The following is a 13,310-nucleotide window of genomic DNA, read 5'->3' as shown; positions in this document are numbered from 1 at the left end:
AAGGAAAAGCTATGAAAGCCATCGCCCTGACTCACTATCTGCCAAGCAACCACCCCCACTGCTTCATCGAGAGCGATCTGCCCGATCCGACACCGGGCCCGCGGGATCTGCTGGTACGGGTCAACGCCACCTCCATCAATCCGGTCGACACCAAGGTACGCGCCCCCAAGGACAAGGTCGAAAGCAGCCCCCGCGTGCTGGGCTGGGACGCCGTGGGCGAGGTGATCGCCGTCGGTAGCGACGTCACCCTGTTCAAGGCCGGTGACAGGGTCTGGTATGCCGGCGACATCAGCCGCCCGGGCAGCAACAGCGCCCTGCAACTGGTGGACGAGCGCATTGCCGCCATCGCCCCAGTCACCCTGACCGATCTGGAAGCCGCCGCCCTGCCGCTCACCGCCATCACCGCCTGGGAAACCCTGTTCGAGCGCATGAGCCTTACCCGCGAAAGCACCGGGCGACTGCTGATCATCGGGGGCGCCGGCGGAGTCGGTTCCATCGCCATCCAGCTCGCCCGCCAGCTCACCGGCATGGAGGTGATCGCCACCGCATCGCGCCCCGAAACACGGGAGTGGTGCCTGGACATGGGGGCCCACCAGGTGGTGAGCCATCACCATCTGCAGGCGGAGCTCAAGGCTCTCGGCATCAGCGAGGTGGATGCCATCTTCTGCACCAACGCCACCGAGCAGCACTGGAACACCATGGCCAGCCTCATCCGTCCGTTTGGTCACATCTGCACCATCGCCGAGTCCAGTGACCCCTGGGATCTGGGTCTGCTCAAACCCAAGAGCGTCACCTTCAGCCAGGAGTTCATGTTTACCCGCTCCCTGTTCCAGACCCCGGACATGATAGAACAGCACAACCTGCTCAGCCGGGTCGCGGCCCTGATCGATGAAGGAGTGCTCAAGACCACCCTCAGCAAGGTGGTGCCCGAACTGACGCCCCTCACCCTGGCCCGGGCTCATGCCGAGCTGGAAGCGGGTCGCATGGTGGGCAAGCTGGTGATCGACATGAGCGGCTTCCATCGCTAAGGCACAGCCCAAGCGGGCCTTACCGTCCAGCCTATTCCCTTGTAGGTAAATAAATGCACCATCATGGGGTGAAATCACCAGTGACAAGCCCCAAGAGTGCACAGCCCCGCAGGTGACCTTTGTCCCTGACGGGGCATCTCCCCCGAAAAAACCATAAAAAAGAGGCCATCCCGTCGGGATGGCCCTAAAAACCTGAACGTTGGGGTAACAATCACACACATATCCTTATGCAGGACATCTGTAACTTTGCAGATAGCGTGCCAATCTCTGCTTTTCCCTCCCAATTGACCGCTTTTCATCGCACCGGCATAAAAAAAGCCACCCGAAGGTGGCTGAAAAAAGATGACGGAACTTCATAGAGCAAAGCATTCAGCGGGAACAAGTTGCTTCCCGTCACCCATGAAGGAATACATTAACCGTGCCAACTTGGCAGAGTTACCTCCCTTCCCCATGAGGCCATGGTCAAACCACGACAGCACGGGTCCATGATGATAGAATCCCGCGGTTTCACATTTATGAAGAGCCGACGCCATGCCCTGGATACAAATTCGAATCAACGCCACTGCCAAGACCGCAGACAAGGTGAGCAACATGCTGCTGGGGCGTGGGGCCCAGGCGGTGACCTTTATGGATGCCAAGGATGTGCCCGTCTATGAGCCCATGCCCGGTGAAACCCCGCTCTGGGGCGAGACCGAAGTGATGGGGCTGTTCGACGCCGAAACCGATCCGGCTCCCACCATCGCCTTCTTCCAGCAGATCTTCGGTGAAGACGTGGGCTACAAGGTCGAGCAACTGGAAGACAAGGACTGGGTGCGCGAATGGATGGATCACTTCCACCCCATGCAGTTCGGCGAGCGGCTCTGGATCTGCCCGAGCTGGCGCGACGTGCCGAACCCCGATGCGGTCAACGTCATGCTGGACCCGGGCCTGGCCTTCGGCACCGGTACCCACCCCACCACGGCTCTCTGCCTGCAGTGGCTGGACGGGCTGGATCTGGCCGGCAAAACCGTGGTCGACTTTGGTTGCGGCTCAGGCATCCTCGGCATCGCCGCCCTGAAACTGGGGGCCGCCCGGGTCATCGGCATCGACATCGATCCTCAGGCCATCCAGGCCAGCCGTGACAACGCCGAGCGAAATGGCGTTGCCGACCAGATCGAACTCTACCTGCCGGCGGATCAGCCGCAAGACGTCGAAGCGGACGTGGTGGTCGCCAACATCCTGGCCGGCCCGCTGCGGGAGCTGGCGCCGCTGATCGCCGGTCACGGCAAAGCGGGCAGCCTGATGGCCCTCTCCGGCGTGCTGGAAAGCCAGGCGCCGGAGCTGGAGACCATCTACGGCCAGTGGTTCGAGATGGACCCGACTGCGGTGAAGGAAGAGTGGTGCCGCCTCTCCGGTCGCAAACTCAGCTGATAAACAACAAGCCACGGCAGTTGCCAACCCATCAGCCGCACACTCGGCTGATAAGCAACAGGCCACGGCGGCTGCCAACCCATCGACCGCAAACTCGGCTGATAAACAACAAGTCACGGCAGTTGCCAACCCATTGGCCGCACACTCGACTTACAAGCAACAGGCCATGGCGGCAACACTTAGGCCGCAGAACGACAAGGGCACCCCAGGGTGCCCTTGTCGTTTCCGGACGCCCGTTCTCCTTCTGCCCACTCTGGGGAGAGCCTCACGCTTCTCTGCCCCCCGATGGCTTATCCTCTCTTCCTCCACCCCATCGAGGCCCAGCCATGACCGAATACGAGAAGATGATCACCAGCCAGCCCTACAACTGCATGGCACCAGAGCTGGATCTGTTGCGCCGGGAGACGGCTCGCCTGTACCGCCGCTTCAATCGCAGCGACGAGGAGGATGAACAGCTGGCGCTGCTGCAGCAGATCGTCGGCGAGCTGGCCCAGGGTGCCTTCATCTGCCCGCCCCTCTACTGCACCTATGGCCGCCACATCCACCTTGGCAAGGGCAGCTACATCAACATGGGGGCCACCCTGCTGGACAATGCCCCCATTCGCATCGGCGCCGAGGTGATGATTGGGCCGAACGTGCAGATCTACACCGCCGCCCATGCGCTGGACGCCGATGAGCGCATTCAGGGGGTTGAGACGGCACTGCCGGTCACCATCGAAGACAGGGTCTGGATAGGCGGCGGCGCCATCCTGCTGCCCGGCGTCACCATAGGGCGGGAAGCCGTCGTAGGCGCGGGCTCGGTCGTGACAAGAGATGTACCGGCCGGTGCCAGGGTGGCAGGCAACCCGGCACGGCTGCTGCCAGTCAAAAGTTGAGCGGAAGGCCCGAGGCTCGCTCAGGCGCTTTCCAGCAAGCGGTCGATGCAGTGCACCACCTGCATGCTGGCGTTTTCCATGGTCTTGAGCTGCTCGACCATGCTTTTGATATCCCCCTGCTCGCGCGCGTGCAGGGCGGCCTTGCCGCTCTCGTGGACCCGTTTGTGGGGCCCGTCCAGTTCACGAAAGCCCGGCTTGTGGGCGAAGAGCTCCGCACCCTGCCCCTCGAAATACCATTTGCCCAGCCTGCACTGAGCGTGGTCGCTCACCGGCTCGTGAAAATGCTGCTGATCGATGAGCCGATAGATGGTGTTCTTCCAGACGGCGTGATCCAGCTTGGTGGTATTGAGGAAGGAGGTGGAGGCCGCACTGTGTATCACCTGCTGCATCCGGCCTGATTGTGCCAGCACCTGGGTCACCACCACATCGATCTGGGAGGAGGAGGTCGCCACCTCGGCGGCACTGGCCTGGTTGTCATCGATGATGGACTTGATCTCCTGCGCCTGTGCCACTATCTGTCTGACCAGCACCTCGATCTGGCTGCTGGCTTCATGGGCCTTGCTCGCCAGCTGACGTACCTCATCGGCGACCACGGCGAATCCACGGCCAGCCTCACCGGCCCTGGCCGCCTCGATGGCCGCATTGAGTGCCAGCAGGTTGGTCTGATCCGAAATGCCCTGGATGGCGGTCACGAACTGATTGATGGCGGATGTGCTGGCATCGAGCTGATGGACGGCAGCGAGGCTGCGAGCCGCCTCATCCGTGATGGCATGGGCGCGATCGGAGAGACGGGTGATGGCGCCCCGGGTCTGGGCAAAGAGCTGATCCAGCTCGCAGAGCGCGCCCTTTTCCGCCATCAGGTGCTCGGCACTGCCAGCCAGCGCTTCCCGCACGCTCTGCAGCATCTCACCTCCCTGGTTCTGGCAAGAGATCACCTGATTGAAGAGATCGCCACGTTCCCGGCTGGTTCGCTGCATGTGCTCGTATTCACCGATGGTGGCACGCAATTCGGCCAGCTCGCTCTGGTGCTGCTGCTCTTTGAGAAGCATCGCCTCCCTGAGCTGTTGATTCTCTTTTTCAAGCTTGCGGTTGAACCACATATGGCCTCCGGATGGCAAAGGTGCGGACAGTCGACGTCAAAGGGAAGCCTCTGACTCTCTTGTCTCTGCCGATGCTGGCGGATCCCGGGCCGGATTTCACCTGCAAATGCAGGATATTTGACCCTGATCCTGATTCCAATCGAGGCCACATCAATGGCTGTGCAAAAGATCGCCACAAAGAGGCCGGGTGAGGTAGAGAAGAGGCTGAGGAGAAAGAACGCTGACGTGCCAGCCCTACAAAAAATGAAGCCCAATGTCATCAAGACGTTGGGCTCTAAAAAGGTGCTACGGAATTGCGACTCTCATCGCAGAAAATTAGAAGGGGTCACCTTCTAAACTGGCAGTGGGATAATAACGTGGCGCAAACGTTTTACATAGCGTAATAAACCAGGAGTGAGAAGAATCTCTCACAATTCAAAAAATGTCCGGCCAACCCCCTTCTACCCTCTTGGCAAGTGCGCATTTATCAGTACAGCCTGACGGCTTTGTCAGAAAACAAAAAAGCCCTGAATAATCAGGGCTTTTGGCGTTATGCGCTTCAGAAGCTGCGCACGAAGTCCTGGATGGGCAACTCGCGCAGCTTGCGGGCCTCCAGCATGGGGGTGCCAAGGTAGAGGAAGCCCACCAGTTGATCCTCCGGTGCCAGCCCCAGTGCACCATGGATCTGCTCGTCGAAGATGAACCAGCCGGAACGCCAGATGCCGTTGAAGCCCTGGGCCTGGGCCGCCATCTGCATCGCCATCAGGGCGCAACCGGCAGAGAGCTCCTGCTCCAGTTTCGGTACCTTGGGGTGCGCCTGATAACGGGTCGCCACCGCGATCACCAGGGGAGCACGCAGTGGCGCGGCGCGGCACTTCTCGACACTGTCCGCATCCTCGCCACGGGCATGGGCGGCATCGGCCAGCAATGTCCCCAGGCGCTCACGCCCCTCCCCTTCGAACAGGATGAACTGCCAGGGGGTCAGAGTGCCGTGATCCGGCGCCCGCAGCCCGGCCTTGAGGATATTGTCGAGCACTTCGCCACTCGGGGCAGGCTCGGCCAGACGACCACAGGAGTGGCGATTGAGTAACAGATGGAGGGCATCCATGGGGCAGTTCCTTGTCAAAGGCGATGATGGCGCTACCTTAGCACAGCACTGGATGAAGAAAACCCCTGGGGTTCAGGGGTTTGTCAGGATACGAAAGGGTCGGGAGGCTAGATGACGGCAGCCAGCTCCGCCCCTTGCCGGATGGCGCGTTTGGCATCCAGCTCGGCGGCCACGTCGGCACCGCCGATGATGTGCACCGGCTTGCCAGCAGCCTGCAGACCAGCCTGCAACTCCTTGAGGGGTTCCTGTCCGGCACAGATGATCACCTGATCCACCGGCAGGCACTGCTGCTGGTCGCCCACCTGGATGTGAAGCCCGGCATCGTCGATACGCAGGTACTGGACGCCGGAGAGCATCTGCACCTTGCGATTCTTGAGCACGGTGCGATGGATCCAGCCGGTGGTCTTGCCAAGGCCGTCGCCCACCTTGCTCTCCTTGCGCTGGAGCAACCAGATCTGGCGCTCGGGGGCATCGATCTCGGGGGTAGTCAGGCCGCCGCGCTCACCCAGTTGCTTGTCGATACCCCACTCCTTGAGCCAGTGATCGCGATGGCTTTCAGCATCCGGCGATCCTCTCTTTTCCACCAGGTATTCGGCCACATCGAAGCCGATACCGCCGGCGCCGATCACCGCCACCTTCTCGCCCACCGGCTTGTGATCACGTAAGACATCGAGGTAGCTCAACACCTTGGGGTGCTCGATACCCGGAATATTGGGGGTGCGCGGGCGGATGCCGGTGGCGAGGATCACCTCGTCAAAACCGCCGCCCAAGAGGCTCTCGGCACTCTGGCGCTGGCCCAGATAGAGCTCGACGCCGCACTTCTCAAGCCGTTTGGCGAAGTAGCGCAGGGTCTCGTGAAACTCCTCCTTGCCCGGGATCTGCTTGGCAAAGTTGAACTGGCCACCGATCTCGCTCGCCTGATCGAACAGGCTTACCTGATGGCCCCGCTCGGCGGCGTAGCAGGCAAACGCCAGCCCCGCAGGACCCGCCCCCACCACCGCCAGCTTCTTGGGCTGGGGCACCCGGCCAAACGTCAACTCGGTCTCGAAGCAGGCACGGGGATTGACCAGGCAGGAGGCACGCTTTTGCTTGAACACGTGGTCGAGGCAGGCCTGGTTGCAGGCGATGCAGGTGTTGATCTCGTCCGCCCTGTCTTCAGCCGCCTTGATGACGAATTCGGGGTCTGCCAGGAAGGGGCGCGCCATGGAGACCATGTCCGCTTCGCCGCCCGCCAGGATGCGCTCCGCCACCTCGGGGGTGTTGATGCGGTTGGTGGTGATGAGGGGCACCTTGAGGTGCTTTTTCAGCTCGGCGGTCACCCAGCTGAAGGCACCGCGCGGCACGCTGGTGGCGATGGTGGGAATGCGAGCCTCGTGCCAGCCGATACCGGTGTTGATGAGGGTGACCCCCACCTGCTCCAGTGCCCGGCCAAGTGCGATCACTTCCTCAAGGGAGGAGCCCTGCTCCACCAGATCCAGCATGGAGAGGCGGAAGATGATGATGAAATCCGTGCCCACCCGCTCACGGATGGCGCGGACAATCTCCACCGGGAAGCGCATGCGGTTTTCGCTGCTGCCGCCCCAGCCATCGGTGCGCTTGTTGGTGCGTTCGCAGATGAACTGGTTGATGAGATAGCCTTCAGAGCCCATCACCTCGACCCCGTCATAACCGGCCGCCTTGGCCAGCGCCGCAGTGGCGGCGAAGTCGCGAATGGTGCCGCGGATCTGTCGCTCGCTCATGGCCCGCGGCTTGAACGGGGAGATGGGAGCCTTGAGGGCGCTCGGCGCCAGGCTGAACGGATGGTAGGCGTAGCGGCCCGCATGAAGGATCTGCAGCGCTATCTTGCCCCCTTCCTGGTGCACTGCCTCGGTCACCTTGCGGTGTTTGGCTACCTGCCAGGGAAAGCTCAGCTGGGAGCCGTGGGGCACCAACCGCCCCCGCAAATTGGGGGCGATACCGCCGGTCACGATGAGACCGACCCCGCCACGGGCCCGCTCACCATAGAAGGCGGCCAGCTTGTCAAAGCCCCCCTTCTCCTCCTCGAGGCCGGTGTGCATGGACCCCATCAGTACGCGGTTGCGCAACTGGGTAAAACCCAGATCGAGGGGGGTCAGCAGCGTGGGATAACGGCTCATGATGCACTCCTTGTCGAGGTCGATGTGCACAAGGTCATGCTCCAGCCTTCCTGGCTGCCTCGGGTGACGGGCAGTAAAAAGAAGGGGGTGGGTGGAGATGGGGCCGGCTCATCGGGCCTTTCAGTTAATTTTTTGTTATCAAACTGGGGCTAGAGTAAAGAATCGAAAACTCTTTTTCAAACAAATGTTTGGACATTTTTTCAGCGAACAGCCGTGTTCCGAAGTGGCGGGGGGCAGTCGACTCAAGGGGAAATGGCAATTGGCTGCGCAACTGGTTAATAATGGCTGCTCTCAACCCATTAACAGGGCGACAACGCAGCTATGTCTATTTTCAAAGGTCTGGGATGGCTCTTTCGCAGCCTCTGGCGTCTGCTCAACTTTACCCGCTTGATGCTGGTCAACCTGCTGTTTCTTCTCGTCGTGCTGGTCATTGTCTTCAGCGTCAGCCAGAGCGAGACCCCAAGCACCCCCATCGAGGGGGCGCTCACCCTCAATCTCTCCGGTGTGCTGGTAGAACAACGCACCCAGACCGATCCCACGGTGCAACTGCTCAGGCAGATGGACAAGGGGGACGAGCAGCCAAGCGAAATCGTCCTCTCCGATCTGCTGTGGGCCATCAAGAGCGCGGGGAATGACGATCGCATCAAGGCGCTGGTGATCAAACCCCAGGGTCTGCAAGGGGCCAGCCTCTCCAAACTGCAGGAGGTGACGGCCGCCATCGACGCCTTCAAGGAGAGCGGCAAGCCGGTCATCGCCATGGCGGACTACTACAGCCAGGGGGCCTATCTGCTCGCCGCTCACGCCGACCACGTGCTGCTCAACCAGAGTGGTGCCGTGCTGATCGAGGGGCTGGGTGTCTACCAGACCTACTTCAAATCGGCACTGGAGAAGCTCAACATCACCCCGCACGTCTTCAAGGTCGGCACCTACAAGTCCTTCGTCGAGCCCTACACCCGGGACGAAATGTCCCCCGAGAGCAAGGAGGCGAACCAGCGCTGGCTGGATCAGCTGTGGCAATCCTATGTGGCCGACGTGGCGGAGCAGCGGGAGATCGAGCCGGATGCCGTCGCACCGAACAAGGATCACTTCCTCGAACTGCTGCGCAAGGCCGGTGGCAATGCGGCCAGCTACGCCCTCGACAACGGTCTGGTGGATCAGCTCGCCACCCGCGACGAAATGACCCAGGCGGTGATCAAGGAAGTGGGCGAGGCCGATGATCACGGCTGGAAGGGCGTGGGCCTGAAAGAGTATCTGGCCGCCATCCCGGAGCAGTACCCCCAGAGCGGCAAGGATGAGGTAGGCCTCATCACCGCCAGCGGCGCCATCATGGATGGCGTCCAGCCTGCCGGCACCATCGGCGGCGACAGCCTTGCCGATCTGCTGGCCGAAGCCCGCCGTGACGATCAGGTGAAAGCCGTGGTGCTGCGAGTGGACAGCCCGGGCGGCAGCGCCTTCGCCGCCGAGCAGATCCGCGCCGAATTGCTGGCCCTGAAACAGGCGGGCAAGCCGGTGGTCATCTCCATGGGCAGCTACGCCGCCTCCGGTGGCTACTGGATCTCCGCCGATGCGGACAAGATCTTCGCCTCCCCCACCACCCTCACCGGCTCCATCGGGGTGTTCGGCATGTTCGCCACCATCGACAAGGCGCTCTCCCAGTACGGGGTACACACCGACGGCGTCGGCACCACCGACTTCGTGGGGGTCGGGCTGACCCGTGCCCTGCCGGATCACGTGGGTGAAGCCATTCAACTGAGCGTGGAAGACACCTATCAGCGCTTTGTCGGCCTGGTGGGCAAGGGCCGGGGCCTTAGCCCGGAAGAGGCGGAAAAAGCCGCCGAAGGCCGGGTCTGGACCGGGCAGGATGCCAAGGCACTGGGGCTGGTGGACGAGTTCGGCAATCTGGATGACGCCCTCAAGGCGGCCGCCGATCTCGCCAACCTCAAGAGTTGGCAGGTCACCCCCATCGCACCGGAAGAGTCTGCCAGGGACAAGTTCCTGCGCGAGCTGTTTGACAGCAGCGCCCAGACGCTGGCCCCGCACCTGCAAAGCTGGCTGCCCGCCGGGCTTGGCAAGGCGCTGCTGGAGATGAACCGCACTCTGGACCCGCTGACCCGCTTCAACGATCCCCAGGGCACCTACGCCTTCTGCCCGGTCTGTCTTCCCTGACGCCGGGGACAACTATAAAAAAACCGCCGACAGGCGGTTTTTTTATGGGGCAAGCGGCCTTGTCAGGTCAGCAAGCCGGACGCTTGCCAGCGGTGCAACTCTGCCAGCACCCGGGTCTCTCGCGCCGTCCACTGGGGACAGGGACCCGCCAGCTGGGTCTTGTTGGTCTGCAGGGCCTCAGCCAGGGGGAACCAGCCCGGCGTGAAGCCGAGGCGGATCTCGTAGGGCTGGGGGCGCGGCGCACTCCAGTCCTCCCCGACCCGGCAGAGGTAATAGGACGATCGGATGCAGTAGGCATCGTAATCCGGCTCGCGCGCGGCACGATACTCCCGGGTCTCTCCCAACAGGGGGCCCACGGCCACCAGCTCGGCGCCACACTCTTCCCGCAACTCCCGGGCCAGGGCCGCATCGTGCGCCTCCCCGTGCTCGATGCCGCCACCGGGGAACATGAGATCCCCGTTGACGCTGGAGTGCACCAGCAGCAGTCGATCACCACGCATCACCACGGCCCTCACCGTGGCCCGTTCAAGCACCCTGTCCTCGCCGCGGATCTGGCCGTGCACGAGACGGATATCGAAGGGATGGGCCCACTCCCAGACCTCTGTCAGGGTCGAATTCATGGTGTGCGGTAGCTCCCCTGCCTGAGTGCATCGACGATGGTGGCCGCCTGGTCGTCCAGCGTCTCCTGCTCCTCCTTGCCGATGGCATGGTAAATGCCGAGCCGGGTGGCGGAGACCTCGGGGCTCTCCTGGAATGACTCGCTCACCTTGCCCCACAGATAGGCCTGATCAAATCGCTTCTGCCCCATGTAGAGGGTGCTGAGGGCGGTGAGGATCCGGCTGTTGACCTTGTCCCCCTCCCGATAGAGGGAGAGCGCATGGTGCATCAGCCTGATGGCCTTCTCGGGCTCGCTCTTGGCATAAATGCCGCCGAGCGCCAGTTGCAGCTCGGGCTCCTCGAGGCTCGGCGTCCCCTCCTGCGCGAGGAAGCTGGCGCGGGCCTCGGGACTGGTGTTGTTGGTCCAGTGCCAGAGCAGCAGGTAGGGATCCCGGGAGCCCCGGGTCTGTGCATCCAGTTGCTCCAGTTGACGGCCGGCGGCCAGCATCCCTTCCACTCTGGGGCTCTTCTGCTCCCTGGCCCGCTTGTACTCGATGTTGGTGGAGTGCTCGGCGCATTGCAGATAACGCTCCAGGCCGCGCATCAGATCGTACTTGCGCCTGTCCGTCCCCTCTTCCTGGAGATAGTAACGACCGCGAATGACGTCGCTGCGCTCATAGCGACACCAGCCATCGTCCACCAGGTCCGCGCACAGGGCGGGATATTGGGAGCAAATGTTGTGGATCCTGTCGTCGTCGCAGGCCGTCAACGTCAGGCAACAAGCGAGGGAAAGCAGTAACGGACGCTGTGAGAATAGGGTCATGGTTCACATCTGGTTGATAACAATCGCAACCCGCACCGGCCACCGCCAACTAGCAAACAGGCTACATATCCATTACAATGCGCGCGCCGTATAAGGCCGCGATTGCAGAATAATATAACGAAACCATCAGCCCTACACTGATCTGCCTTCGACGAATTTCAATTTGCCCAGGCAACTTGCTTCAACAACGTGAAATAAAAGGATCTGGTTAATGACCCACGAGCACTACTTGCAGGCGTGGCAGGAGAGCCAGGAGCTCGCCGAAGCCATGCAACCCTTGATAGGTCGCCTCTACCGACAGCAAGGGATAGAGATCACCCTCTACGGACGCCCCCTGCAAAACGCCTCCACCATCGATATCCTCAAGGCCCACCGGGTCGTTCGCCGCCACCAGGGAGCCCCCCTCCCTATCCAACAGAGCTTTCCCCTGCTGCAAGCCATCCTGGCCCTGAACCCGACCGCCGCCGAAGTCGATCTCGGCAAACTGGCCGTGGGCTACTGGCAGGATCACCAGGATGAAGCCGGCATCGAGGACTATCTGCGCGCCAAGCTGGCACCGGCCCTGAACCGCAGTGCCGTGCCCGCCCCGACCGACGTGGTGCTCTACGGCTTCGGTCGCATCGGCCGCCTGCTGGCCCGTCTGCTCATCGAGCGCACCGGCGCCGCCAACTCCCTGCGCCTGCGCGCCATCGTGGTGCGCGGCGGTCGCGACGGGGATCTGGAGAAGCGTGCCAGCCTGCTGCGCCGCGATTCGGTGCACGGCCCCTTCAACGGCTCCATCGAGGTGGATGTGGAACGCAGCGCCATCATCGCCAATGGCACCTTCATCCAGGTGATCTACGCCAACAGCCCGGCCGACATCGACTACACCGCCTACGGCATCGACAATGCGCTGATCGTTGACAACACCGGCGTCTGGCGTGACGAGGCGGGCCTGTCCGAGCACCTCAAGGCCCGCGGCGCCGCCCGGGTACTGCTGACCGCCCCCGGCAAGGGGGAGATGAAGAACGTGGTGTTCGGGGTCAACCACGAGGTGATAGGTCCGGATGACAAGATAGTCTCCGCCGCCTCTTGCACCACCAACGCCATCACCCCGGTGCTCAAGGTGATGCAGGACAAGTACGGCATCCGCCACGGCCACGTGGAGACGGTCCACTCCTATACCAACGATCAGAACCTCATCGACAACTATCACAAAGGCGAGCGCCGCGGTCGCAGCGCAGCCCTCAACATGGTGATGACCAGCACCGGTGCCGCCAAGGCGGTGGCCAAGGCGCTGCCGGAGCTCAAGGGCAAGTTGACCGGCAACGCCATCCGGGTGCCCACCCCCAACGTGTCCCTGGCCATCATCAACCTCTCGCTGGAACAGACCACCGATCGGGAGAGCCTCAACGCCTATCTGCAGCAGATGGCGCTGAGCTCGGCCCTGCATCGCCAGATCGACTTCAGCGCCAGCACCGAGCTGGTCTCCTCAGACATGGTGGGCTCCCGTTTTGCGGGCATCGTCGACTCCCAGGCCACCATCGCCGAGGGGGATCACTGCGTGCTCTACGTGTGGTATGACAACGAGTTCGGGTACAGTTGTCAGGTCGTGCGGGTGATGGAGCAGATGGCTGGCGTAGTCCGCCAGGATCTACCGGTATAGTCCGCCAGGATCTGCCGGTATAGTCCGACAGGATCTGCCTGCCTGACCCCGTGTTCATGGCTCAATTTTCAAGGAGAGGCCGGATGTCGTCTCAGCAAGTGACGTTTCAACAAGCGATAGCGCAGATGCCCAAAGAGGTGTACGAGCGGCTCAAGACTGCGGTCGAGCTCGGCAAATGGCCGGATGGCAAGCCCCTGACCGAGGAGCAGAAGGCCACCTCCCTGCAGGCCGTGATGGCCTGGCAGGCGATGCACCTTGAGAACCCCGAGCACATGAACATCGGCCGTGACGGCGAGATCGTGATGAAGAGCAAGAGCGAGCTCAAGCGCCAATATCGCGATGAGGAAGAGATAGTGCGGGTCGACCTTAGCCACTGAGGCAGGCCGCACGTCACCTATCGCGGTAACGAAACGAAAGAGGGGAGCCATTATGGCTCCCCTCTTT

The 13,310-nt window shown here is 62.2% G+C and carries 11 protein-coding genes; 6 read left to right on the top strand and 5 right to left on the bottom strand.

Annotated elements, in window-relative coordinates; genetic code table 11:
• Positions 1–11: 11 nt before the first annotated feature.
• From AB5Y93_RS00135 to AB5Y93_RS00125, 3 genes are all read left to right on the top strand, one after another.
• A complete protein-coding gene (locus AB5Y93_RS00135; RefSeq protein ID WP_368228610.1) occupies positions 12–1,028 on the top strand; it encodes a zinc-binding alcohol dehydrogenase family protein in 1,017 nt (338 codons plus the stop codon).
• Between the two features lie 531 nt (positions 1,029–1,559).
• Positions 1,560–2,438, top strand: coding sequence for a 50S ribosomal protein L11 methyltransferase (prmA, locus tag AB5Y93_RS00130; protein ID WP_323899273.1), 879 nt, complete (start codon positions 1,560–1,562; stop codon positions 2,436–2,438).
• Between the two features lie 326 nt (positions 2,439–2,764).
• On the top strand, positions 2,765–3,313 hold the full coding sequence (locus AB5Y93_RS00125) for a sugar O-acetyltransferase (protein WP_368228609.1): 549 nt from the start codon (positions 2,765–2,767) through the stop codon (positions 3,311–3,313).
• Between the two features lie 20 nt (positions 3,314–3,333).
• On the opposite strand, the gene AB5Y93_RS00120 is transcribed toward AB5Y93_RS00125, so the two are convergent.
• From AB5Y93_RS00120 to AB5Y93_RS00110, 3 genes are all read right to left on the bottom strand, one after another.
• A complete protein-coding gene (locus AB5Y93_RS00120; RefSeq protein WP_010675414.1) occupies positions 3,334–4,413 on the bottom strand; it encodes a methyl-accepting chemotaxis protein in 1,080 nt (359 codons plus the stop codon).
• 538 nt (positions 4,414–4,951) lie between these two features.
• Complete coding sequence (locus AB5Y93_RS00115; protein WP_010675416.1) at positions 4,952–5,500, bottom strand: NAD(P)H nitroreductase; 549 nt, start codon at positions 5,498–5,500, stop codon at positions 4,952–4,954.
• 107 nt (positions 5,501–5,607) lie between these two features.
• On the bottom strand, positions 5,608–7,635 hold the full coding sequence (locus AB5Y93_RS00110) for an NADPH-dependent 2,4-dienoyl-CoA reductase (protein WP_045525811.1): 2,028 nt from the start codon (positions 7,633–7,635) through the stop codon (positions 5,608–5,610).
• A 321-nt stretch (positions 7,636–7,956) separates the two neighbouring features.
• Here AB5Y93_RS00110 and sppA point away from each other — a divergent pair, with 321 nt between their 5' ends.
• Positions 7,957–9,801 carry a signal peptide peptidase SppA gene (gene sppA / locus AB5Y93_RS00105; RefSeq protein WP_277856679.1) on the top strand — a complete coding sequence of 615 codons (1,845 nt, stop codon included), beginning with the start codon at positions 7,957–7,959 and terminating at the stop codon, positions 9,799–9,801.
• Between the two features lie 62 nt (positions 9,802–9,863).
• On the opposite strand, the gene AB5Y93_RS00100 is transcribed toward sppA, so the two are convergent.
• Together AB5Y93_RS00100 and AB5Y93_RS00095 are read right to left on the bottom strand one after the other, a co-directional pair.
• Positions 9,864–10,421, bottom strand: coding sequence for an NUDIX domain-containing protein (locus AB5Y93_RS00100; protein ID WP_368228608.1), 558 nt, complete (start codon positions 10,419–10,421; stop codon positions 9,864–9,866).
• The gene (locus AB5Y93_RS00095; RefSeq protein ID WP_042865069.1) at positions 10,418–11,221 is read right to left on the bottom strand and encodes a DUF2989 domain-containing protein; all 804 of its coding nucleotides are present in this window, start codon (positions 11,219–11,221) and stop codon (positions 10,418–10,420) included. The genes AB5Y93_RS00100 and AB5Y93_RS00095 overlap by 4 nt, the downstream gene beginning before the upstream one ends.
• A 211-nt stretch (positions 11,222–11,432) precedes the next feature.
• On the opposite strand from AB5Y93_RS00095, the gene AB5Y93_RS00090 reads away from it, so the two are divergent.
• Together AB5Y93_RS00090 and AB5Y93_RS00085 are read left to right on the top strand one after the other, a co-directional pair.
• The gene (locus AB5Y93_RS00090) at positions 11,433–12,866 is read left to right on the top strand and encodes a glyceraldehyde-3-phosphate dehydrogenase (RefSeq protein WP_104452419.1); all 1,434 of its coding nucleotides are present in this window, start codon (positions 11,433–11,435) and stop codon (positions 12,864–12,866) included.
• Between the two features lie 83 nt (positions 12,867–12,949).
• The gene (locus AB5Y93_RS00085) at positions 12,950–13,243 is read left to right on the top strand and encodes a YeaC family protein (protein ID WP_010675423.1); all 294 of its coding nucleotides are present in this window, start codon (positions 12,950–12,952) and stop codon (positions 13,241–13,243) included.
• The last annotated feature ends 67 nt before the right edge of the window (positions 13,244–13,310 follow it).

Origin of the sequence: Aeromonas sp. R10-1, assembly GCF_040908465.1 — a bacterium.
Classification (GTDB): domain Bacteria; phylum Pseudomonadota; class Gammaproteobacteria; order Enterobacterales; family Aeromonadaceae; genus Aeromonas; species Aeromonas caviae.
Note: the sequence above shows the minus strand (reverse complement) of the source record. Positions and strands in the feature narration are given on the sequence as shown.

What these genes read in the sequence shown, in the direction of transcription:
- AB5Y93_RS00135 (WP_368228610.1), top strand. Translation starts at nt 12, where the DNA reads ATGAAAGCCATCGCCCTGACTCACTATCTGCCAAGCAACCACCCCCAC.
- prmA (WP_323899273.1), top strand. Translation starts at nt 1,560, where the DNA reads ATGCCCTGGATACAAATTCGAATCAACGCCACTGCCAAGACCGCAGAC.
- AB5Y93_RS00125 (WP_368228609.1), top strand. Translation starts at nt 2,765, where the DNA reads ATGACCGAATACGAGAAGATGATCACCAGCCAGCCCTACAACTGCATG.
- AB5Y93_RS00120 (WP_010675414.1), bottom strand. Translation starts at nt 4,413, where the DNA reads ATGTGGTTCAACCGCAAGCTTGAAAAAGAGAATCAACAGCTCAGGGAG.
- AB5Y93_RS00115 (WP_010675416.1), bottom strand. Translation starts at nt 5,500, where the DNA reads ATGGATGCCCTCCATCTGTTACTCAATCGCCACTCCTGTGGTCGTCTG.
- AB5Y93_RS00110 (WP_045525811.1), bottom strand. Translation starts at nt 7,635, where the DNA reads ATGAGCCGTTATCCCACGCTGCTGACCCCCCTCGATCTGGGTTTTACC.
- sppA (WP_277856679.1), top strand. Translation starts at nt 7,957, where the DNA reads ATGTCTATTTTCAAAGGTCTGGGATGGCTCTTTCGCAGCCTCTGGCGT.
- AB5Y93_RS00100 (WP_368228608.1), bottom strand. Translation starts at nt 10,421, where the DNA reads ATGAATTCGACCCTGACAGAGGTCTGGGAGTGGGCCCATCCCTTCGAT.
- AB5Y93_RS00095 (WP_042865069.1), bottom strand. Translation starts at nt 11,221, where the DNA reads ATGACCCTATTCTCACAGCGTCCGTTACTGCTTTCCCTCGCTTGTTGC.
- AB5Y93_RS00090 (WP_104452419.1), top strand. Translation starts at nt 11,433, where the DNA reads ATGACCCACGAGCACTACTTGCAGGCGTGGCAGGAGAGCCAGGAGCTC.
- AB5Y93_RS00085 (WP_010675423.1), top strand. Translation starts at nt 12,950, where the DNA reads ATGTCGTCTCAGCAAGTGACGTTTCAACAAGCGATAGCGCAGATGCCC.